This is a genomic window from Streptomyces sp. NPDC088400 (assembly GCF_044753355.1).
Classification (GTDB): Bacteria; Actinomycetota; Actinomycetes; order Streptomycetales; family Streptomycetaceae; genus Streptomyces.
This window is the reverse complement of the sequence record NZ_JBIVMZ010000011.1, coordinates 74,750-94,866: the sequence shown is the minus strand read 5'-3', so window position 1 is coordinate 94,866 and position 20,117 is coordinate 74,750. Positions and strand designations below refer to the sequence as shown.

Annotated in this window: 16 protein-coding genes and 1 pseudogene; 10 read left to right on the top strand and 7 right to left on the bottom strand. The window is 68.8% G+C overall.

What is annotated here, in order from left to right:
• Positions 1-206 precede the first annotated feature (206 nt).
• A pseudogene (locus tag ACIQD6_RS25965) lies at positions 207-341 on the top strand (UTP--glucose-1-phosphate uridylyltransferase); the annotation flags it as partial.
• 20 nt (positions 342-361) lie between these two features.
• A complete protein-coding gene (locus ACIQD6_RS25960; RefSeq protein ID WP_401886363.1) occupies positions 362-2,014 on the top strand; it encodes an MDR family MFS transporter in 1,653 nt (550 codons plus the stop codon).
• Between the two features lie 57 nt (positions 2,015-2,071).
• On the opposite strand, the gene ACIQD6_RS25955 is transcribed toward ACIQD6_RS25960, so the two are convergent.
• Positions 2,072-2,833, bottom strand: a complete 762-nt coding sequence (locus ACIQD6_RS25955) for a LysR family substrate-binding domain-containing protein (RefSeq protein WP_401886361.1) — start codon at positions 2,831-2,833, stop codon at positions 2,072-2,074.
• Positions 2,834-2,891: 58 nt separating this feature from the next.
• Between ACIQD6_RS25955 and ACIQD6_RS25950 the strand changes: the two genes are divergently transcribed.
• Positions 2,892-3,296: a DUF5997 family protein gene (locus tag ACIQD6_RS25950; protein ID WP_401886358.1), complete on the top strand. Its 405-nt coding sequence runs from the start codon at positions 2,892-2,894 to the stop codon at positions 3,294-3,296.
• A 55-nt stretch (positions 3,297-3,351) separates the two neighbouring features.
• Here ACIQD6_RS25950 and ACIQD6_RS25945 read toward each other — a convergent pair whose 3' ends face one another.
• The gene (locus ACIQD6_RS25945) at positions 3,352-4,332 is read right to left on the bottom strand and encodes an alpha/beta hydrolase (protein ID WP_401886356.1); all 981 of its coding nucleotides are present in this window, start codon (positions 4,330-4,332) and stop codon (positions 3,352-3,354) included.
• A 284-nt stretch (positions 4,333-4,616) separates the two neighbouring features.
• Between ACIQD6_RS25945 and ACIQD6_RS25940 the strand changes: the two genes are divergently transcribed.
• The 5 genes from ACIQD6_RS25940 (at position 4,617) to ACIQD6_RS25920 (ending at position 9,985) form a co-directional block, all read left to right on the top strand.
• Positions 4,617-6,116, top strand: coding sequence for an MFS transporter (locus ACIQD6_RS25940; RefSeq protein ID WP_401886353.1), 1,500 nt, complete (start codon positions 4,617-4,619; stop codon positions 6,114-6,116).
• Positions 6,117-6,221: 105 nt separating this feature from the next.
• The gene (locus ACIQD6_RS25935) at positions 6,222-7,457 is read left to right on the top strand and encodes a cytochrome P450 (RefSeq protein WP_401886350.1); all 1,236 of its coding nucleotides are present in this window, start codon (positions 6,222-6,224) and stop codon (positions 7,455-7,457) included.
• A 60-nt stretch (positions 7,458-7,517) separates the two neighbouring features.
• Positions 7,518-7,715 carry a ferredoxin gene (locus ACIQD6_RS25930; RefSeq protein WP_401886347.1) on the top strand — a complete coding sequence of 66 codons (198 nt, stop codon included), beginning with the start codon at positions 7,518-7,520 and terminating at the stop codon, positions 7,713-7,715.
• Complete coding sequence (locus ACIQD6_RS25925; RefSeq protein ID WP_401886345.1) at positions 7,712-8,881, top strand: NAD(P)/FAD-dependent oxidoreductase; 1,170 nt, start codon at positions 7,712-7,714, stop codon at positions 8,879-8,881. Before ACIQD6_RS25930 ends, ACIQD6_RS25925 begins: the two co-directional genes overlap by 4 nt.
• Positions 8,882-9,145: 264 nt before the next feature.
• Positions 9,146-9,985: an SDR family oxidoreductase gene (locus ACIQD6_RS25920; protein ID WP_401886342.1), complete on the top strand. Its 840-nt coding sequence runs from the start codon at positions 9,146-9,148 to the stop codon at positions 9,983-9,985.
• A 41-nt stretch (positions 9,986-10,026) separates the two neighbouring features.
• On the opposite strand, the gene ACIQD6_RS25915 is transcribed toward ACIQD6_RS25920, so the two are convergent.
• The 4 genes from ACIQD6_RS25915 to ACIQD6_RS25900 all read right to left on the bottom strand — a co-directional run bounded on the left by ACIQD6_RS25915 (position 10,027) and on the right by ACIQD6_RS25900 (position 15,337).
• A complete protein-coding gene (locus ACIQD6_RS25915; RefSeq protein ID WP_401886339.1) occupies positions 10,027-11,043 on the bottom strand; it encodes a cytochrome P450 in 1,017 nt (338 codons plus the stop codon).
• 273 nt (positions 11,044-11,316) lie between these two features.
• Positions 11,317-11,928, bottom strand: coding sequence for a DUF742 domain-containing protein (locus ACIQD6_RS25910; RefSeq protein ID WP_401886336.1), 612 nt, complete (start codon positions 11,926-11,928; stop codon positions 11,317-11,319).
• 16 nt (positions 11,929-11,944) lie between these two features.
• Positions 11,945-12,379 (bottom strand): roadblock/LC7 domain-containing protein, encoded by a 435-nt coding sequence (locus ACIQD6_RS25905; protein ID WP_401886334.1) that lies wholly within the window; start codon positions 12,377-12,379, stop codon positions 11,945-11,947.
• 30 nt (positions 12,380-12,409) lie between these two features.
• Positions 12,410-15,337, bottom strand: a complete 2,928-nt coding sequence (locus ACIQD6_RS25900; RefSeq protein WP_401886331.1) for a nitrate- and nitrite sensing domain-containing protein — start codon at positions 15,335-15,337, stop codon at positions 12,410-12,412.
• A gap of 771 nt (positions 15,338-16,108) precedes the next feature.
• Here ACIQD6_RS25900 and ACIQD6_RS25895 point away from each other — a divergent pair.
• Positions 16,109-16,504 carry a DUF485 domain-containing protein gene (locus tag ACIQD6_RS25895; RefSeq protein ID WP_401886328.1) on the top strand — a complete coding sequence of 132 codons (396 nt, stop codon included), beginning with the start codon at positions 16,109-16,111 and terminating at the stop codon, positions 16,502-16,504.
• Positions 16,501-18,096, top strand: coding sequence for a cation acetate symporter (locus ACIQD6_RS25890; RefSeq protein ID WP_401886326.1), 1,596 nt, complete (start codon positions 16,501-16,503; stop codon positions 18,094-18,096). The genes ACIQD6_RS25895 and ACIQD6_RS25890 overlap by 4 nt, the downstream gene beginning before the upstream one ends.
• A gap of 121 nt (positions 18,097-18,217) precedes the next feature.
• Here the strand turns inward: ACIQD6_RS25890 and ACIQD6_RS25885 are convergent, their stop codons facing one another.
• A complete protein-coding gene (locus ACIQD6_RS25885; protein ID WP_401886323.1) occupies positions 18,218-19,897 on the bottom strand; it encodes a cellulase family glycosylhydrolase in 1,680 nt (559 codons plus the stop codon).
• Between the last annotated feature and the right edge of the window lie 220 nt (positions 19,898-20,117).

Genomic DNA, 20,117 nt, shown 5'->3' with positions numbered 1-20,117 from the left:
GTGTGACCCCGCCGGGGGGGGGGGGCGGGCGGGGGGGGGGGGGGGGCCCGGGGGGGCGGGGGGGGGGGGGCGGGGGGGGGGGGCGCGGGCCGGCGGGGGGGGGGGGGGGGGCCCCGGGCCCCCCCACTCCTCCCCTCCCCCGAACACTCCTCCCCTCCCCCCGAATCCGAAGCACGGAGCACGCACGTGCGGCAAAGAAGGTCTCTATGACGTCCCCACCCTCCACCGTCACCAAGGCCGCGATACCGGCCGCGGGCCCGGGCACTCGATTCCTCCCGGCGGCCGAGGCCATGCCGAAGGAGACGTCGAAGGAGATGCCGCCCGTGGTGGACCGGCCGGCCACCGCCCCGGGCATCGCGGCATGAGCGGGGCGGACGAAGTGACCTCCCCGGACGCGACACCGCGCGACACGGCTGACGGCCCTCACGACGAACCCGAGGCGCCTGCCCGGCTGACACACCGGCAGGTCGTCACCGTACTGTCCGGGCTCATGCTCGGGATGTTCCTCGCGGCACTCGACCAGACGGTGGTCTCGACCGCGCTGCGCACCATCGCCGACGACCTCCACGGACTGACCGCCCAGGCCTGGGTGACGACCGCCTACCTCGTCGCCGGCACCATCGCCACCCCGCTGTACGGAAAGCTCTCCGACATCTACGGCCGCCGGCCGGTCTACCTGTGCGCGATCGTCCTGTTCACCGTGGGATCCCTGCTGTGCGGATTCGCCACCTCCATCTACGAACTCGCGGCCTTCCGCGCGGTACAGGGGCTCGGCGGCGGCGGGTTGATGTCTCTCGCCATGACGATCATCGCCGACATCACCTCACCGCGTGAGCGTGGCCGCTACCAGGGTTACATCACGGCGGTCTTCGCCGGTTCCAGCGTCGTCGGCCCGCTGGTGGGCGGAGTGTTCGCGGAGCGCGCCACCCTGCTCGGTCTCGACGGCTGGCGCTGGATCTTCCTGATCAACGTGCCGTTGGCGGCCCTGGCCATCGTCGTGATCCTGCGCGTACTGCACGTACCGCACGAGCCCGTACGGCACCGGCTGGACTACGGCGGGGCGGCGGCGCTGGCGGTCGGGATCGTCCCCCTGCTCGTCATCGCCGAGCAGGGGCGGACCTGGGGCTGGGCTTCTCCCCGCGCGCTGGCCCTGTACGCCGTCGGCCTGGTCGGCCTGGTCGTCTTCGTCCTGCTGGAACGCCGGATGGGGGACGCCGCGCTGGTGCCCTTGCGGCTGTTCCGCATCAAGGCGTTCCGCCTGGGCAGCGTCCTGCACTTCGTCGTCGGCATCGGGATGTTCGGTGCGATGACGATGCTTCCGCTGTACCTCCAGCTCGCCCAGGGCATGAGCCCCATCGGGGCGGGTCTCGCCACGCTGCCCACCGTGGTGGCCAACGTGACGGTGACGCTGGTGGTCGGCCGGCTGATGTCCCGTACGGGGAAGTTCAAGGTCCACCTGGTGGCGGGCATCGGCTCCCTCACCGTCGCCATGGTGATCTTCGCGACGCTCCGGGTGGACAGTCCGCTGTGGTACGTCTCCATCGGCATGCTGTTCATGGGGGCCGGCCTGGGCGCGGCGATGCAGACGATCACCACACTCGCCCAGTCCGAAGTACCCCGGCGGGACATGGGCGCGGCGACCGCGTCGGTGAACTTCTTCCGCTCCAACGGTGGCACGGTGGGCGCCGCGGCGTTCCTCTCCATCTTCTTCTCCCTGGCCGGCTCACGGATCGGCGAGCGGCTGACCGCCGCCTTCCAGGAACCGTCGTTCCGGCGGCTGACCGAGGAGCCGACGAACGCGGGCGCGCTGGAGGGCGTCGTCCAGGCCGACGGCGGTGTGAACCTGGAGGACTCGGCCTTCCTGCACACCCTCGATTCGCGGGTGGCGATGCCCTTCCTGGAGGGCTACGTCAGCGCGCTGCAGGTCGTCTTCCTCACCGGCGCGGCCGTGACCCTCATCGCCTTCGTGATCGCCGCCTGGCGGGTACCGGACACCAAGCTCTCGGCCGACTAGAGCGGCGGGAGGGACAGAGGGAGAGGCCCTGGGGGCCTGTCCGGCTGGGGACAGGCCCTACGACCGGCGACGAGGTTTGCCGCCCTTGGTGCCCTTGGCGCCGCCGGAACCGCTCCGCGGGTTCTTGCCGGCCGACCTGCCGGCCGCCGGTTTCCGCCGTGCGCCGCCGGTGTCGGGGCGCTTGCTCTTCGGCTGCGCCGGGGCCGGAGTTCGTCCCCGTGAGCTGTTGACGGTCCGCCCTCGGACGATCCCGATGAAATCCTCGACCAGGTCGGTGGTCTCGTCCTCCGGCCACGACAGCCCGATGCGCGACTCGGGGGCGTCCGATACCGGCCGGTAGGTGAGGTCCTTGCGGTGGTGCAGGCGGGCGAGTGACTGAGGAACGACGAGGAGTCCGACCCCCGCCGCCACCAGTTCGACGGCGTCCTCCGTCGTGGCGGGGCGCTCCTTCGCGGGCTGTCCTGGCCGACGCTCCCAGTCGAGGGTGTCGTCGAGGGGATGCAGCACGATGTCGTCGGCCAGATCGTCGGCGGACACCTCGTCGACCGCCGCCACGAGGTGATCCTTCGGGATCACCACGACCGTCGTCTCGGTGTAGAGAGGGATGACGCTGAGGTCCGTCCGGTCGATCGGCAACCGCACGAGACCCGCGTCGGCGCCGGCGCCCCGCAATACGTCGGGTGCCTCGGCGGCGGACACCGCGACGAGGGTCAGTGGGACGTCCGGCTGCCGCTCTTTCCAGATCCGCACCCATTTGGTGGGCGTCACCCCCGGGACGTACGCGAGCCGGAACGAGAGGGGTACTTCCGAGCCTGTCACCCCGCAAGGTTACCGGTCGTGGTCGGAGGTCTCGCACATGCTCGCTACCCTTGACACCATGACGTCGCACCAGACCACCCAGACAATGAAGCCCGCGACCGCGGCGAAGAAGCTGGGTGTGTACCTCGAAGCCACCCCCGCCGAGTTCCAGGAGGGTGTCGTCTCGCGCAACGAGCTGAGTGCGCTGCAGACGGATCCGCCCGAGTGGCTGGTGGAGCTGCGGCGCAACGGCCCGCATCCCCGGCCGGTGGTGGCGGCCAAGCTGGGCATCTCCATCTCGGGTCTCGCACGTGGCGGAGTGACGGACGCCCTCACCACGGAGCAGATCGACGCGCTGAAGCAGGAGAGTCCCGACTGGCTGACGCGGGAACGCACCACCCAGGCCGAGGTCCGCAAGGAAACGGTCCGCATCAAGGAGAAGAACGCGGCGCGGACCGATCAGCCCCGGCAGCCGCGTCCCTGACCCTGCCGCTCGGCGCTCCGAGAGTCGCCGTGTGATCGCTCATCCTCAGGACGCGTCACTCGGTGATTCGGGGCTCGGTCGGCTCGGTGGCCTTCGGGCTCGTGGCCTTCGGGTTCGTGGCCTCCTTCAGATGGCGTGCGACGAGCTCGTAGACCTGCCGGGCCTTTTCGTCGTCCTTGCCGTCGTACCCGTGGTCGGCTCCGGGTACGTCGTAGTACTCGACCAGTGCGCCGGCCTGCCGCAGACGCTCGGCGTAGTACGCGCCTTCCGCCTTGAGGAGGTCGAACTCCGCCGTGATGACCAGGGCCGGGGCCATTCCCCCAAGATCCGCGGTGTCCGCCGGGTTCCCCGGTGAGACCAGGCGGTTGAGACGCTCCGGCGGGTCCGGCACGTATGCGGTGTCGAAGACCTCCGCCATCCATGGGCGCAGCACCGGCTTGGCGATGGCGGCTCGTTTGTCCTTGGCGCTCGTCGCGAGGTCGAGCGGGGGGTAGTGGAGCACTTGGAGGGCGATCGCGGGCCCGCCCTGTTCGAGGGACTGGCGCGCCACGGCGGCGGCGAGTGCGCCTCCGGCGCTCTGCCCGCCCACGGAGAGCCGGCTGCCGTCCCAGCCTTGCTCGGCGCCGTGCGAGGCGATCCACCGGACCACTTCGAACGCCTGATGGGGCGGGCCGGGGAACGGGTGCTGCGGAGCGAGGACGTAGTCCACGTTGATCACGATCGCGCCCGCCTCGGCGGCAAGGTACCGGCAGAGCGGATCTTCCATGTCCGTCAGTGGCATGACATAGCCGCCGCCGTGGAAGTTGACGTGGACCGGCGCGGGTGCGCCGTCGGTGGCGGGCATGTACACGATGGCCCTGGCCGGTCCCGCCGAGGTCGGAATCGTCAACTCGCGTGCGTTTCGCGGATACTCCGGAAAACGGTCGAGTGAAGAAGCCTTGCTGCCACGCCCGTTGCCGCGTTGGGCCGCCATGACAGCGCGTTGCATCGCCTTGGCGACGAAGGAGGCCACCACGGGCCGGGCCAGGATGGACATGCGATTCCGTTCTGTACGTCGTTGTGTGGCGTCCCGGACCATCAGATTGGATCGTTGCTCCGTGCGCCGTATCGTCCCGTCGGCTTTCGCGCCCGAACGACGGCCCCGGCCCGGACGCCCCCGACGGGCTCTTCCGCGCGCGACGGCGACATGCGATCACTCTCACATAACTTGCCTAAGTCAATCAAGATTCTGGCACACTTGAGCGACAAGCTTGCCTAAGTCAACCAATCTCTATATGTTGAGTGAGTCAAGCAAGCTAGCCGCCCGACGGAGGCCACTCCATGCCCAACACACTCGCCCGTCCCGCCGAGGCCGGTGATTCCGCCCCACCGAGGCCGAACGCCGTGGTGGCGGTTCTGGCCTTCGCGGGCATCGTGGTCTCGCTGATGCAGACCCTCGTCATCCCGATCGTCCCGGAGCTTCCCCGGCTCCTCGACGCCTCGCCGTCGAACGCCATCTGGGCGGTCACCGCCACCCTGCTGGCCGCCGCCGTGGCCACGCCCATCGCCGGACGCCTCGGCGACATGTTCGGCAAGCGCCGGCTGCTGCTGGTCAGCCTCGTCCTGCTGGTGACCGGGTCGGTGGTCTGCGCGCTGAGCGACTCCCTGATCCCGATGATCGCCGGGCGGACGCTGCAAGGGCTGGCGGCCGCCGTCGTCCCGCTCGGCATCAGCATCATGCGCGACGAACTGCCCGCGGAGCGTCTCGCCGGGTCGACCGCGCTGATGAGCGCGTCCCTGGGAGTCGGCGGCGCCCTCGGTCTGCCCTCCGCCGCCTTCATCGCCGACAACTTCAACTGGCACGTACTGTTCTGGACTTCGGCCGCCCTCGGCGCCGTCGCCCTCGCGCTCGTCCTCGTGATCGTGCCCGAGTCGAAGGTGCGTACCGGCGGACACTTCGACCTGATCGGCTCGCTGGGCATCGCCACGGGGCTGGTGTCCCTTCTGCTGGCCGTCTCGAAGGGCGCCGACTGGGGCTGGACCAGCGGGACGACCCTCGGCCTGCTCGCCGTCGCGATCCTCGCCCTGCTCGCGTGGGGCCGGTACGAACTGCGCACCGCACAGCCGCTGGTGGACCTGCGCACAACAGCCCGCCGCCAGGTGCTGTTCACCAACCTCGCCTCGGTGGCGTTCGGTTTCTCGATGTTCGCCATGTCCCTGGTCCTGCCGCAGTTGCTGCAACTGCCCGAGGCCACCGGCTACGGCCTCGGCAGGTCGATGCTCACCGTCGGCCTGGTCCTGGCACCGCAGGGCTTGGTGATGATGGCCATGGCGCCGCTGTCCGCCGCCATCTCCAAGACCAAGGGCCCGAAGATCACCTTGATGCTCGGCGCCGCCATCGTCGCCGCGGGCTACGGCCTCAACATCCTGCTGATGTCGGAGATCTGGCACCTGGTCCTGGTGTCCTGCGTCATCGGCGGCGGTGTCGGCTTCGCCTACGGCGCCATGCCAGCACTCATCATGGGCGCCGTGCCCGCGTCCGAAACGGCCGCCGCGAACAGCCTCAACACGCTGATGCGGTCCATCGGCACATCGATCGCCAGCGCGGTCGCCGGCGTCATCCTGGCGCAGATGACCACCACGTTCGGCACCACCGCCCTGCCGTCCGAGAACGGCTTCAGGACGGTCATGGCCATCGGCGCGGGCGCGGCGCTCCTCGCCTTCGCCCTCGCCGCCTTCCTCCCGCGTCACCGACCCGTCGTCGCAACGGCCGCGTCGTCGACATCGGCGGGCACTGACACCGCCGCCGAGCCCGCGAAGGTCTCCGGCGCGACGTCGTAACGCCTGCCCGACCAGCGTCTGCTTCGCCTTCCTACACGTGGTCGCATTCCCGGCCACTCCCCCGGTCTCCGATCCCGTCGGAGCCCCCACCACCGAGGAGTCATCATGACTGGTACCTGCCCTGTGTCCGGCGCGGCACAGTCCCTGCCCGAGTATCCGATGGCCAGGGCGGCGGAATGCCCGCTGGCGCCTTTCCCGGCCGCGGAACAGCTGCGGGCCGAGCAGCCGGTCAGCCGGGTACGGATCTGGAACGGGTCCACGCCCTGGCTGATCACCCGCCATGCCGACCAGCGCGCCCTGCTCACCGACCCGCGCATGAGCGACGACGACCTCAACCCCGGCTTCCCGTACGTGAATCAGCACCGGGCCGCGGTCGCGCCCGTCTCCCCCCGGATGATCACGAACACGGACGCGCCGGAGCACACCCGGCTGCGCCGGTCGGTCAACGCCCCCTTCGTCGTCAAACGGATCGAGGCGATGCGGGAGCCCATCCAGCAGATGGTGGACCGGCTGATCGACGAGATGCTCGTGGGCCCGAAGCCGGCGGACCTGCTGACCGCGATCGCCCTTCCGGTGCCGTCCCTGGTCATCGCCCAACTGCTCGGAGTACCGTACGAGCAGCACGAGTTCTTCCAGAAGTTCGCGGGCACGGTCCTCGACAGCAGCGCCTCGCCGGAGGAGATTCGGGAGGTGAGCGGGAAGATGTCGGCGTACCTGAAGAACCTCTTGGACGAGAAGATCGCCGACCCGGCCGACGATGTGATGTCGGAGATGGGCGGCAAGGTCAAGGCCGGCGAGATGACCCACACCGAGGCCGTGCACATGAGCACGGCCATGCTGATCGCGGGTCACGAGACGACGGCGACGATGATCAGCCTGGGCACGCTGGCCCTGTTCCAGCACCCCGACCAGCTGGCGATCCTGCGTGAGACGGACGACCCGAAGGTCATCGGGGGCGCGGTGGACGAGCTGCTGCGTTACCTGAGCATCGTCCAGACCGGCGTACGGCGGGTCGCGAAGGAGGACGTCGAGGTCGGCGGTGTCCTCATCCGCGCCGGGGAGGGCCTCATCTTCGACCTGCACGCCGCCAACTGGGACCCGGAGACCTACCCGGAGGCCGACCGTCTGGACATCGGCCGGCCCGCCCGCAACCATCAGGCCTTCGGCTACGGCCCCCACCAGTGCCTGGGCCAGAACCTCGCCCGCCTGGAGCTCCAGGTCGTCTACGGCACCCTCTACCGCCGTATACCCACCCTGCGACTGGCCGCCGACATCTCGGATCTCGAATTCGACCACACCGGGACCACCTACGGCGTCAAGTCCCTGCCCGTGACCTGGTGACCAGCCCCTGACGTAACTTCCCTCCCGGAACAGAACCCCCCACGAAAAGCGAGGAAAACCATGCGTGTTGAACTGGACGAGCCGAAATGCGTGGCATCGGGACAGTGTGTGATGGCCTCCCCCGAGGTCTTCGACCAGCGTGACGACGACGGCGTCGCGATCCTGCTGGAGGAGCAGCCGGGCGAAGAACTCCTCGACGGAGTACGGGAAGCCGTGGCGATCTGCCCGGCCGCGGCGATCCGGCTGGTCGAGCAGTGAAGAGCGTCGTCGTCGTAGGAGCCTCGGCCGCCGGACTCGCGGCGGCCGAGACCCTCCGCAGGGAAGGCTATGACGGCTCCCTGACCCTCATCGGCGATGAGCCCCACGCCCCGTACGACCGGCCCCCGTTGTCCAAGCAGATCCTGGCCGGTGAGTGGGAGGCGGCACAGCTCCCGCTGCGGCCGTACGACGTCCTGGACTCCCTCGGTCTCGACCTGAGACTCGGCGTCGCGGCCACCGGGCTCGACGTGGCGGACCGAGCGGTGAAGCTGGCGGACGGTTCGCACGTGCCGTACGACGGGCTCGTCGTGGCCACCGGAGTGCGCCCGCGCCGGCTGCCCGGCGAAGGCGCCCACGTGCTGCGGACCCTGGACGACGCGCTCGCGCTGCGCGACCGGCTGGGCCGGGGACGGCGGCTGATCGTGGTCGGCGCCGGGTTCCTCGGCGCGGAGGCCGCCGCCGTGGCCTGGCAACTGGGCGCTCGGGTAACCCTGCTGGAGCCGGCACCGGTGCCGCTGGCCCACGCGGTCGGCGGGGCGGTCGGACAGATGCTGTCGCAGGCCCATCTGGACCGGGGGGTGGAACTGCGCTGCGGGGTCACCGTGGCCGCGGTGACCGAGGACGGGGTGCGGCTCGCGGACGGCGAGGTGGTGCGGGGCGACGCGGTCCTGGTCGCGATCGGATCGCTGCCGAACACCGAGTGGCTCGCGGACAGCGGCCTGACCGTGGACAACGGCGTGGTGTGCGACGAGTACAGCGAGGCCGCGCCGGGTGTGTACGCGGCCGGAGACGTGGCCCGCTGGCACAACCCCCTGTTCGGCGTGTCGATGCGCGTCGAGCACCGTACCCACGCGGCCGAACAGGGCATGGCCGCCGCCCGCAATCTGCTGCGTCCGCAGGCGCGCAAGCCGTTCGCGCCGGTGCCGTACTTCTGGTCGGACCAGTACGACATGAAGGTCCAGGCGTACGGCTATCTGCGGGGCCACGACGAAGTGGCGGTGGTGGACGGCGACCTGGCCGAGCGGCGGTTCGTGGCCGCCTACCGCACCGGCGACCGGCTGACCGGAGCGCTCGCGGTCGGCATGCCGCCCAAGGCGATCCGCAGTTGGCGCCAGGCCATCGCCGTCCGCGCCGCCTGGCGCGATGCCGTAGGGACCACGCCGTAGGGACCACGCCGTAGGGACCACGCCGTAGGGACCACGACACCGGCGAGCGAGCCGGCCCCGGACGTGCGGTAGGGCGTGTTGCGAACGTAGCGCCGTTCGCCCGGCGGGCCGGGACCCGCGGCGTCCGGCGGACAGGCCCTCACGGGAAGCGCACCAGCGGTCGGGCCGCGGGTGCGCTTCCCCGCACGGGCGCATGCCGGCGCCGCTCCCGCCGTCCACCAGCTCCACACCGCTGAAGTCAGCAGCACAACAAGGAGGTTGATCATGCAGAACCGTATGGACGACAGACGTGACGTGGTCGTGGTCACAGGAGCCGGTGGTATCGGCTCGGCGATCGCGCACCGGCTCGGCAGCGGGCGAACGCTCATCCTGGCCGACGCCTCACGTCACCAACTCGACCGCAGCGTCGAGGCGTTGAGCGCGACCGGATTCGCGGTGCGCGGTGTGCGGACCGATGTGACCGACCGCGAGTCGGTCGAGAAGCTCGCCGAAACAGCCTCCGCCGAGGGCCGGGTGACCGCCGTCGTGCACACCGCGGGCGTCGGCGCCGCGACCGCGTCGGCCCGCAAGGTACTTGAGGTCAACCTGCTCGGCACGGCACATGTGATCGACGCCTTCGAGCGGGTCGCCACCCGCGGCACCGCCCTGGTCGTCATCTCCAGCATGGCCGGCCACTACGCCCCCCTCGGCCGGGAACACGAGACGGCCCTGGCCACGACGCCCACGGACGAACTCCTCGGACTGGACTTCGTCACCGCGGTCGGCGACGACTCGATGGCCGCGTACATGATGTCCAAGCGGGCCAACCACGTTCGGGTCCAGGCCGCGGCGCTCGCCTGGAGTCTGCGCGGCGCCCGGATCAACACCGTGAGCCCCGGCGTGATCTCCACCGCGATGTCGAAGGCCGAGGCCGAATCCGACCCGGACGGGCGGATGCTGAAGATGCTGGACGCGTGCGGTGCGGGGCGTACCGGGACACCGGACGAGATCGCGGAGGTGGCGGCGTTCCTCACCGGCCCGCACTCCCTGTACATCACCGGCACGGACCTGCTCGTCGACGGCGGTCAGGCCGCCTGGGTCCGCTGGCACATGCAGCATGGGTGAGCGGTGACCGCTCGGACTCACGCCTGGCGGACGGGACAAGCTCAGATGGTGATCGGCAGTTCTCGCAAGCTGCGGCTGCGCAGGGAGGACGTCCACCGCAACGCCTCGACGGAGCCCGAAAGGGAAAGGTTCGGAAAGCGCTGGACCAGAGAGGTCACCGCGATGTTGTTCTCCATCCGGGCGAGGGCCGCGCCGGGGCAGTAATGGGGTCCGTGCCCGAAGGCGAGATGCGCGGTGTCTTCACGGAAGGGGTCGAACGTTTCCGGATTCGCGAAACGCTCGGAGTCACGATTGGCCGACGCCCATGACAACCAGACGCGTTCACCGGCCGGGACGTGCGTGCCGCCCATCCGGATGTCTTCCGTGGCGAAACGCCGGACGGCGAGCATGGCCGGGGAATTCCAGCGCAATGTCTCCTCTGTCACCGCGTCCATGGCCAATTCGCCGGTGCGGACGGCGGCCAGGTGATCCGGGTGCGTCAGCAGTGCCAGCACACTGCCGGCAATCAGGCTCGCGACGTTGTCATAACCGCCGAAGAGCAAGAGAAAAGCCATGGCCACCAGCTCGTTCTCGCTCAGGCGGTCACCCTCGTCGCGAGCCGTGATGAGGGCGGACAACAGGTCGTCCGCCATCGCGCCGCGCTTGCTGCCGATGAGCCGTGCCAGGAACTGGTGCATCTCCCGCATGGCTTCGCGCGAACGCAGAGGGGCGCCGGGATCCGCGTTCAGCAGGGTATCCGTCCAGCGTCGGAAGTCGGGGCGGTTGCCGGCCGGAATGCCCATCAGGTCGCAGATCACCGACATGGACAGCGGCAGGGCCAGATCGGCGACCACATCCGCGCGATCCTTGCCCGCGATCGTGTCCAGCAACTGGTCGGTGGACTCCTGCACGGTCTTCCGCAGGCTTTCCGCGCGGCGGGGTGTGAACGCCGTACTCACCAGGCGGCGCAGCCGCGCGTGGGCCTGCGGGTCGCTGTTGAGCAGGTGCGCGTCGAGTTCGGCCGGCAGCGAGTTCACATGGCCGGCAACGGTGCGCGCATGCTGTTTGCTGACCGACATCCGTCGGTCCATGGCGGCGGCACGGACCTCCCGGTAGCTCGTGACCAGGAGGAGTGAGTCCCCGTCCGGGCTGACGGCCCGGTGCACCGCACCGGTCCGGCGCAACGCCGCGTAAGAGGCGTGCGGTTCCGCGACGAAGGATTCATCGAGCGGCAGAGGATCCCGTGGGCAGGGCATACGGCTTCTCCTGTTCGATGAATTCTCGTCGCGGTGGCGAGACTTGGCGATCGCCCCGCCCTGATCCACAGTTCAGGATCGCGTGATGCAGACCCGTCAGATCCGCCGGAGTCCGACCAGCACTCTCTCCATCAGGGCACCGTCCGGGGTGCCGTCCTGCGTAACCGCCGTCTCGTGGACGGCGATCAGCCCGCGTTCCGCCATGTCACCGAGCAGGACCTTGACCACTCCCAGCGGCACCGAGAGCATGGCCGCCACCTCGGCCACCGATCTCGGTTCCTGACACAGCTCGATCACCGGTCGATGGTCCAACTGCACGACGGCGGTGGAGCGGTGACCCAGTTCCGTGGTGGTCACCAGGGTCTCGACCTCGAAGTGATGGTCCGACCTGGTCCGGCCACCCGTCCAGGTGTAGGCACGCACGAGAGAGGCCGAGCCTTGTCCCTCGTCGTGCTCGGACTCCCAGGCGGCCCGCTGTCCGTGCTCCGACGGCGCCCGCGGGTACGACTCAGCAGGACCCCTGGGACCGGGATCCTCCGCCTCGCGGCGGGCCGGGGCCTCCGGGGTGGCATCGCCACCGGACCTCTTCCGCGCCCGTCGCGCCTTGCCGAAACTGAACGCGTTGAGCACATCGGCGAAGGTCTGTTCGTCCTCCGCCCCCTGATCTCTCCGAGGCCCCTGCCCGGATGGGCCGTCACCGGTGCTCATGATCTCCTCGTCCGGCCTAATGGACCGCTGTCCGCTTCAGTCCCTGGAGCTCGGCTCGTAGTTCCGGGGTCAGCATCTCGCCGACCTGGTCGACCAGTACGGTCATCTCGTAGGCGACCTGGCCGATCTCGCAGTCCGGCGCTGCCAGTGCCACGAGGCACGAGCCGTCCTTGATCGACATCAGCAGCATGTTCCCGCCCTCCATCTGGACCACGGACCGCCGCACGTCACCGGTCAGCAGGCAACGGGCAATGCCCTGGGTCAGGCTGACGGTGCCCGCGGCAATGGTGGCGAGTTGTTCGGCACGATCGTCCGCCAGCCCGTCCGACGCCGTGAGCAACATTCCATCGGCTGATACCACCACGGCATGCGCCACATTGGGAACACGTTCGGTGAAGTTGGTGACCAGCCATCCGAACTGGCTCACCTCCCGCGACTGGGGTGAGGTCATGGATTCTTCCTGCCCGTTCTTCGAGAGTCTCTATGTCTCGTCGGGCTGAGCCCGACGGATGCCCGACTGGTAGTTGCTGAGGAAGCTGTGGGTGCGGCCCGCGTCCTTCTTCACGGTTGCCCCGTCTCCGGTGGCACGCGGCTCGGCCCGGTCCGGGGCCGGGCTCTGACGCGGAACCCGTTTGGGCAGCCCGGCCTGGGTGCGTCCGGTTGCCCCCGCGGCGTCCGACGGCTCGGGGTCGGCCGGACGGGGGACGTCGACGGGATCCGGCCGGCTCTCCTCCACGGCACCGGGCCGAGAGGGTACGGGCCGCCGGGGCAACCCGGACAGCGGGGAGCCCGTCGGCTTCCGCTCGTCGGATGCCTCATGTGACGGATGAGGGGCGGCGGACGCGCGCTCGGCCTTTCCGGCACGAGCCGTGGCGCCGGGCCCTGACGGGGGCCGAGTCCTCGCGGCGGGCGGCATCGGTGACCGCGCGGTGTCCTCGGTACGCGAGTCCCCCGGCGCCGTCTCCGGTTCGGCCGACTTGAACCACGCCGAGGAGGTGGCGCCCTGGGCAGCCGGACGCGACCGCCGAGGTAGCGCCGGGGCCTGCCCCGGTGTCTGTACGGCACGGCTCTTCGCCGGCGTATCGCCGCTGCCGGACCTGCCGTCGGTCGCCCCCGGCGCATCCTCACCGACCGGGACGGAGCGGTTGGCCCCGGCATCGGTGGCAGGTACCCGACGCGGCAGGCTCTGGGCCAGGGAGAGCTCCGCGAACGCACCGGGGAGGCTGCGGCGGCCCGGCTCCGGAGCGCCCGGACGCCGGGAGTCCGCCGGGGAATCACCCGCGCGTACCGAGCGAGCCCCGTCGTGAACTCTGCGCGGCAGAGCCGCCGCCGCGGCCCCGTCGCCCCCCTGCCGTGCCCGTACCGGCCCACCGGTCCTGGCAGCGGTCGGCCTGGTGGGCAGTGAGCTGTTCCGGCCCTCGATGGCGGGGCTGTTCGTCACCATCAGCCGGGCCGGTACCAGCACGCCGGCCCGTAGCCCACCGGAGCCCCGCTCCGAGCTCAGTTCCACGTCGATGCCATGCCGACGGGCCAAGTGACCGACGACGGACAAACCCATCTGACGGGACGTAGGTACCTCCACAGATGCGTCCTCCGCTACGCGCCGGTGAGCCTTGGCCAATTCGATGTCGCTCATCCCGAATCCCTGGTCGCGGATGTCGATCAGTGCAGAACCGTCCAGGAGTATCGTATTACTGATGACCACCTGAGTGTCAGGCGGGGAGAAGGCAGTGGCGTTGTCGAGCAACTCGGCGACCATCCGTGCCAGGTCGCGGGCCGCGTACCCGATCACTTGGACAGGCGGAACGGGCTCCACCACCGCGCGCTGGTAGTGCTCGATTTCGGACACCGCGGCCCGCAGCACGTTGTCCAGCGGCACGCGCTGTTCGGAGGCGCGGACCAGGGTGCTGCCGCACAGAACCATCAGATTCTCGTTGTTGCGCCGCATGCGGGTCGCCAGGTGGTCGAGCTTGAAGAGGTTGGCCAGCTGGTCCGGGTCCTCTTCGTGCCACTCGAGCTGTTCCATCAGGCGCAGCATCCGGTCCACCAGACTCTGGCTGCGCCGGGACAGGTTGGCCAGGGTGTCCCTCAAGTCGCCGCGCAGCGCGGCCTGCTCGGCGGCCAGGTGCACGGCCTGACCGTGCACCGCGTCGAACGCCCTGGCCAGTTGCCCGAACTCCTCCGTGGTGTGGACCGGCACGTCCTCGATCGGCGAGTGCGACACCTCACCGTCGCGGATACTCGAGACCGCTGCCGGGAGCTGACGCTCGGCCACGTCGAGTGCGGTCGTGCGCAGGACGACCAGCGACCGCAGCAGATGCCGGGCGATGCCGAATCCGATGGCAAGGGCGAGCATGAGCACGGCCAGGAGCATCACGGACTCCGCACCGGCCCGGTCGCTCGTCTCGTCCTGCAACTCGGCGGAGGTCAGGCGAAGCCGGTCGGCAAGGCCCTTCTCCACCTTCTCGACAAGCTCCGCGGTGGTCTCCGAACTCTGGTTCCAGCCGCGGACCGAGAACGGCGTCGAGGCACCGTCCGTGTTCTGCCCGTCGCCCGACCGCTCCGGCGGGATCAGCACGGCGTCCATCATCTGAATGCGCTGCTTGACCGACGGGCCGGTGACCGTCCGGTCGTAACGGCGCTGCTCCGCCGTGGTGGCTACGGCCCGGAAGTCGCCCAGCTTGTCCCGCATGCGGAAGTCGGACTCCTGGAGTGCTCTGACGAGCTCGGCATCCGTTGGCTTGCCGGGCCCGGGATCCTTCAGCTCCAGGAGAATCACATGCTGGAGGTGGATCTGTTCCTGGATCGCCTCCAGGTCGTACAGCGCGATCGCCGGTCCGGACAGCTGAGGTTCGCCGACCCCGGTGCCCAGTGCCTGGTCCAGGTCGAGCAGGCCGTTGATGATCTCGCTGTAGGTGTTCACCGCGGTCCACGAGTTGACACCTGTGGAGGCCACCTGGCGACGCAGGTCGGGCAGGCGGTCCAGGAGCTTGAACGCGTCGCGGTACCGGTTCGCCGAAGCCCCGTCAAGACCGGGTGACTGGTCGGTAGTACGTGTGACGGCGGCCTGAGCGCGGTCGACCTGTTCGACCTGTTCCCGGAGCATGGCCGGATTGACGGAGGCACCGCCGCGCAGCCGCTCGGCGGACAGGGTCCGCTCCATCTGCAGATCGCCGATCAACGGCATCAACCCGCTGCGCAGCTCGACCAATTGCTGAATCTCCGCGTACGAACTCGCACGCGCGACATCGCGTTGGATCTGCACGACGCCCAAGCCGACGGCGAGCAGAGCGGGCACCACCAGAACAGCGCCCAGCTTCACCGGCAGTCGCCAGTTCCGCCACTGCACGACGCCGACCCACCAAGGCTGCCGACGTTCGCGCGCGGCCGCGTGCTTGCCCGGGGTCATGAGGTGCGCTCCGCGCCCGGACCGGCCTGCCCACAGGGATGTATCACGATGCCGTTTCTCCTGGTTTTCCCTGAAAGGGGAGTCGAACGCCCGGCAGCACACCCGACGCCCCGGTTTAGCGATGCGCTGGCGCGCCTGCCTCTACCACTTCTGCTCGAACTACCTCTACGCGAACAGCTTGCTACTCTTCAAGGCGAGTTCATAGAGGCCGTACGTGAACGGAACGAATACTCGCAGGCGCCGCCGGAGGAATCGTCCAACGATTCCATCCTGCCTCTGCAATCCCCGCAATGACGCGAGAGCGATCGAGGAAACTCGCAGATCGCCTACCTCCGCTTCCGTCACAACAATGACTCGGCTTCGTCAGACACCGGCGGCAGACCCATCCACACAAACGCTCGCATGCGCAAACACTGACACACAAGTATGAGGTTCTATCAGCGAAGACACCTGCTACACAACGTCGCTTCACGAAATATCCCCAAGGAGGGCGATCCTGATCGGCCTTGATCACCCGACATCAAAACAAAGGGGACAATACGAAAAGAGATGGACAAAGTACCCATTCCGCGACTATACCCGCTACATTCAAAATGGCCCTGACGCCGGATTTGCGGCACCGCACGCGCTCATGCGCACCCACGGACGTTGACTGCATCCGGCACCTCACTACACTTGCCCCGTCAAAGGGGCTGCCGGTTGCCTCTTCTCCCCGCCACCCGCTACCGGCGACCCGAACGACGCCCCGCCCGAAAAACCCCGGAGAGAACCATGTCGAAATCGGTGCGGCCGACCGCGCCCATTCCATCCGATCGGGGCACCGGGCAGAGGTTCGCCGGCCACGGTGACGAAAACGGGGAGCCTGACTTCCTGGAAATTCAGCAGAGCCCGGAGTTCAAGCGCCTCAGCAGGAGACTGCGCTGGTTCGTCTTTCCCATGAGCGCCTTCTTCTTCTGCTGGTACATGACCTTCGTTCTCCTGTCGGCTTATCATCACGACTTTATGAGCCGCAAACTGGTCGGCGCAATCAACACCGGCACGGTCCTCGGCCTGCTTCAGTTCGTGTCGACGATCACCATCGTTCTGACGTACCGGCACTTCGCAAACAAGAGACTTGATCCACAGGTGGACAAGATCCACGAGCTGTCGGGAGTCGGCAAAAAATGATATCGCAGATCGCGGCACCCACGACCGGCAGCCCGATGATCAACTTGAGCGTATTCCTCGCTTTTGTTCTCGTTACGCTGTTCGTCGTCTACAGGGTTACCAACAGGAATTCGACGGCATCCGACTATTACGCTGCGGGAAGCTCCTTCAGCGGCGCCCAAAATGGCATCGCCCTGTCCGGCGACTTCCTTTCCGCGGCTTCTTTCCTCGGCATTTCCGGGGCGATCGCCGTCCATGGCTACGACGGGTTCCTCTACTCCGTCGGGTGGCTCGTCGCCTGGCTGGTCGCCCTCCTGCTCGTGGGTGAGCGGCTGCGCAACACCGGTCGGTACACCGTCGGTGACGTCATGGCCTTCCGTATGAAACAGCGCCCGGTGCGCGCGGCGGCGGCCAACGCCACCCTGGTGATCACGTTCTTCTACATGCTCGCCCAGATGGCCGGCGCCGGTGGGCTGATCGCCCTGCTGCTCGATGTGCACAGCAGGAGCGGGCAAGCCCTCATCATCACGGCCGTCGGCCTCGTGATGGTCTTTTACGTCCTGGTGGGCGGCATGAAGGGCACGACCTGGGTGCAGATCATCAAGGCGGGCCTGCTCCTGCTCTGCGTGACCTTCATGAGCGTGTTCATCATCGCCAAGTTCGGATTCAGCTTCTCGGCGCTCCTTGAGCAGGCGACACGGAACAGCTCTCTCGGCGAGCGTCTGCTCGACCCGGGCGGCTGGTACGGCGAGAACGCGATGAGCCAACTCGACTTCGTCTCGCTGTCCTTGGCGCTGGTCCTCGGCATCTCCAGCCTGCCGCACGTGCTGATGCGCTTCTACACCGTGCCCAACGCCAAGGAGGCGCGCCGCTCGGTGGTCTGGTGCTCCTGGTCGATGTTCGTCTTCTACCTGGCGATCCTGGTCGTCGGGTACGGCGCCACCGCCCTGGTCGGTTCGGACGCGATTCTCGCGGCCCCTGGCGGAGAGAACTCCGCGGCCCCGCTGCTCGCTTTCGAGATCGGCGGTCCGATGCTGCTGGGGATCGTTTCCGCGGTGGCCTTCGCGACGATCCTGGCAGTCGTGGCAGGCCTGACCCTGGCCGCGTCGGCTTCGTTCGCCCATGACGTCTATGCCAACGTGATCCGGGACGGGAAGGCCGACGCCCGGTCCGAGATCCGGGTCGCACGTCTGACGGCGATCGTGATCGGCGTCTTCGCCATCATCGGCGGAATTATCACCAACGGCCAGAACGTCGCCTCCCTGGTGTCGCTCGCCCTCGCTCTTGCCGCGTCAGCCAATCTGCCGACCATTCTCTACACGCTGTTCTGGAAACGCTTCAACACGACGGGCACGCTCTGGAGCATCTACGGCGGTCTGGTATCCGGACTCGTGCTGATCATCTTCTCGCCGGTGATCTCCGGTACCTCCACGTCGATCATCTCAAGCGTGGACTTCCACTGGTTCCCCCTCTCCAACCCCGGCATTGTGTCGATTCCGCTCTCCTTCATCTGCGGATATCTCGGCACGGTATTGAGCAAGCGCCCCGCGGATCCCGAGAAGCAGGCGGAGATGGAGGTCCGGTCGCTGACCGGAATCGGTATGAAGGTGTAGGTCCTGTCCGGTCGATCCTGCCGGAGTCGCTCCTGCCGGACAGGACGGACAGCGCCGCGTTCGTGGACGGCGTACCGACCGGTGGGGCGGGTGCCTCCACCGGTCAGCGGGGTCGGGCGGGTCAGGCGGTGGCGCAGGCGGTACCGCTGAGAGTGAACGCGGTCGGGGCGGTGTTGGTGCCGCCCTTGCCCGCGAGGAAGCCGACGGTGACCGAACCGGCGGCGGAGATGGTGGAGTTGTAGGAGGCGGGGGCGACGCTCACCGTGCCGCCGTTCTGGGTGGGGGTCCCTCCCCACATGTTGCTGACGGTCTGGCCGTTGGGGAAGGCGAAGACCAACGTCCAGCCACTGATGGTGGTGGTGCCGGTGTTGCGGATCGTGATCTCGCCCTGGAAGCCGTTGCCCCACTCGCCGACGACGCGATAGCCGATGGAGCAGCGCGCGCCGGGGTCGCCACCGCCCTCGTCGGTGGTGACGCTCACCGTGGCCGAGCGGGCCGAGCGGTTCCCGGCCGCGTCACGGGCGTACACGGCGAAGGTGTACGCCGTGTCGGCGGTGAGGCCGGTCACGGTCACGGAGTTGGTGACAGAGGCGGCGACCTTGGCCTCTGAGCCGCCGCTGACGCGGACGATGTCGTAGCCGGAGACGCCGACGTTGTCGGTGGCGGCGGTCCAGCCGAGGGCGGCGGACGTGGCCGTCACGGCGGAGGCGGTCGGAGTGCCGGGAGTGGTCGGGGCCTGGGTGTCGCCCGGGTCGCCGCCGCCGTAGACGGTGGCCTCCCGGGAGGTCTGGGCGATGCCGTTGGCGCCGTTGAAGATACGCCGGCCCCAGGAACTGAGCCGGCTGGGGTCGAAGTCGATCGCCAGGTCGAGGATCGGGTCGGTGTTGCCGCTCCAGGACCAGGCCAGGTAGCCGAGCCGGAGCTGCTGGGCGGCGGCCATCATGGTGTCCTCGTCCGGATCGCCCCATTGGTCGGCGGGGCCGCCGAACTCGCCGATGAGGATGGGCAGTCGTGCGGTGACGAAGGCGTTCAGGTAGTCGGTGATCTCCTGGGCGGTGTCGAAGACGCTGTACATGTGGATCGAGAAGATCAGGTTGCCGGTGGGGTCGGCGCCGTAGACGGACTGGGCGTTGGCCCGCATCACGCCTTGCCAGTCCTGGCCCCAGTTGGGCGCGTCCACCATGATCGTGTGCGCGAACCCGGCGTTGCGCAGCTTCTTCACCGCGGCGGTCGTCGGCTCGGTCCACCCGGCGGGGTCGGTGTTGCCCCAGGGCTCGTTGCCGATGTTGATGATGACGTAGTTCTCCTGGCCGGCGAGTACGGACTTGAGGCCGATCCAGTAGTCGGCGGCCTGGTCGAGCGTGCCGGCCGCGGCGTCCTCGCCGTAGCCGGTGGTGTCGTGCACCTCCAGTACGCAGATCAGCCGGTTGGCCTTGCACTGGGTGATGACGGCGGCCACGTCCTCGGGGCTGTTCCCGCTCCAGCGGTGGCCGTTGGAGAGGACGACGCGGACGGTGTTGGCGCCCAGCGCCTTGACATCGGCCAACGACTGCGTCTCACCCGGATACCAGGTGTGGGCGTGGTTGACGCCGCGCATGACGAAGTCGTTGCCGTTGCCTTCGAGCAGACGGCCGTTGCTGATGTGGAGGCCGGTGGCGGCGCGGGTGCTGGGCGACTGCGCCTGGGCCTGGGCGGGGGTCGGACCGGCCGCGCCGAGGACGACCAGCCCGAGAAAGGCGGCCAGTCCGGTCAGCAGGACGGTGAGGGGGCTCTTTCGTGTCGTGCTTCTTGTTGTTCTCACTGCGACTCCAAAAAAGTGAGCGCCAAGAAACTCTGGCATCAGAAGAAGCTGAAGAAGCTTGGGAGCGCTCCCATACACCCACCATGACAAAGGCACGTCAAGACATCGCGCATGCTCCGGCCCCTGAACGGCCGGTACGCGCAGGCGAGTTCGATCCCACGTCCCCCGCCGTACTGTTCGGCGGCGGCCGGGCCGCCGGAGCGCCGGGCCGCCGGGCGCA

Bases quoted from the DNA above. Each gene is read 5' to 3' on its own strand.
- ACIQD6_RS25960 (WP_401886363.1), top strand. From the start codon at position 362: ATGAGCGGGGCGGACGAAGTGACCTCCCCGGACGCGACACCGCGCGAC.
- ACIQD6_RS25950 (WP_401886358.1), top strand. From the start codon at position 2,892: ATGACGTCGCACCAGACCACCCAGACAATGAAGCCCGCGACCGCGGCG.
- ACIQD6_RS25945 (WP_401886356.1), bottom strand. From the start codon at position 4,332: ATGTCCATCCTGGCCCGGCCCGTGGTGGCCTCCTTCGTCGCCAAGGCG.
- ACIQD6_RS25940 (WP_401886353.1), top strand. From the start codon at position 4,617: ATGCCCAACACACTCGCCCGTCCCGCCGAGGCCGGTGATTCCGCCCCA.
- ACIQD6_RS25935 (WP_401886350.1), top strand. From the start codon at position 6,222: ATGACTGGTACCTGCCCTGTGTCCGGCGCGGCACAGTCCCTGCCCGAG.
- ACIQD6_RS25930 (WP_401886347.1), top strand. From the start codon at position 7,518: ATGCGTGTTGAACTGGACGAGCCGAAATGCGTGGCATCGGGACAGTGT.
- ACIQD6_RS25920 (WP_401886342.1), top strand. From the start codon at position 9,146: ATGCAGAACCGTATGGACGACAGACGTGACGTGGTCGTGGTCACAGGA.
- ACIQD6_RS25915 (WP_401886339.1), bottom strand. From the start codon at position 11,043: ATGTCGGTCAGCAAACAGCATGCGCGCACCGTTGCCGGCCATGTGAAC.
- ACIQD6_RS25910 (WP_401886336.1), bottom strand. From the start codon at position 11,928: ATGAGCACCGGTGACGGCCCATCCGGGCAGGGGCCTCGGAGAGATCAG.
- ACIQD6_RS25905 (WP_401886334.1), bottom strand. From the start codon at position 12,379: ATGACCTCACCCCAGTCGCGGGAGGTGAGCCAGTTCGGATGGCTGGTC.
- ACIQD6_RS25900 (WP_401886331.1), bottom strand. From the start codon at position 15,337: ATGACCCCGGGCAAGCACGCGGCCGCGCGCGAACGTCGGCAGCCTTGG.
- ACIQD6_RS25895 (WP_401886328.1), top strand. From the start codon at position 16,109: ATGTCGAAATCGGTGCGGCCGACCGCGCCCATTCCATCCGATCGGGGC.
- ACIQD6_RS25890 (WP_401886326.1), top strand. From the start codon at position 16,501: ATGATATCGCAGATCGCGGCACCCACGACCGGCAGCCCGATGATCAAC.